The organism is Colwellia marinimaniae (assembly GCF_002207865.1).
In the GTDB taxonomy this organism is placed as follows: domain Bacteria; phylum Pseudomonadota; class Gammaproteobacteria; order Enterobacterales; family Alteromonadaceae; genus Colwellia; species Colwellia marinimaniae.
This window is the reverse complement of sequence record NZ_BDQM01000403.1, coordinates 1-250: the sequence shown is the minus strand read 5'-3', so window position 1 is coordinate 250 and position 250 is coordinate 1. Positions and strand designations below refer to the sequence as shown.

Genomic DNA, 250 nt, shown 5'->3' with positions numbered 1-250 from the left:
TCTGGGAGCACATTATGATTTTGCTGTTAATGAGCAATGCTTTCAATATAACGAATGCGCAATGCTCAGCCCTTTCATCGACGCCGGAAAACCTGTTTTCAATGCTGAATATAAGAAAATATATAGAGTGGATCCAGATGCGCGTGATAAATTATGCTTAGATGCCAACAATATGCAATTTAGCACCTTAATATTGCGTCTTGCGCTTGATGATAGTTATAGAGAGAGTTGTTTATGAACGCTGTAACAT

Annotated in this window: 1 protein-coding gene; it reads left to right on the top strand. The window is 38.0% G+C overall.

The genetic code is table 11. The features are described 5' to 3' along the window. On the top strand, positions 1 to 238 hold a 238-nt coding region (locus tag MTCD1_RS19830; RefSeq protein ID WP_143760213.1), incomplete at its 5' end, for an endo alpha-1,4 polygalactosaminidase. Positions 239 to 250 lie beyond the last annotated feature (12 nt).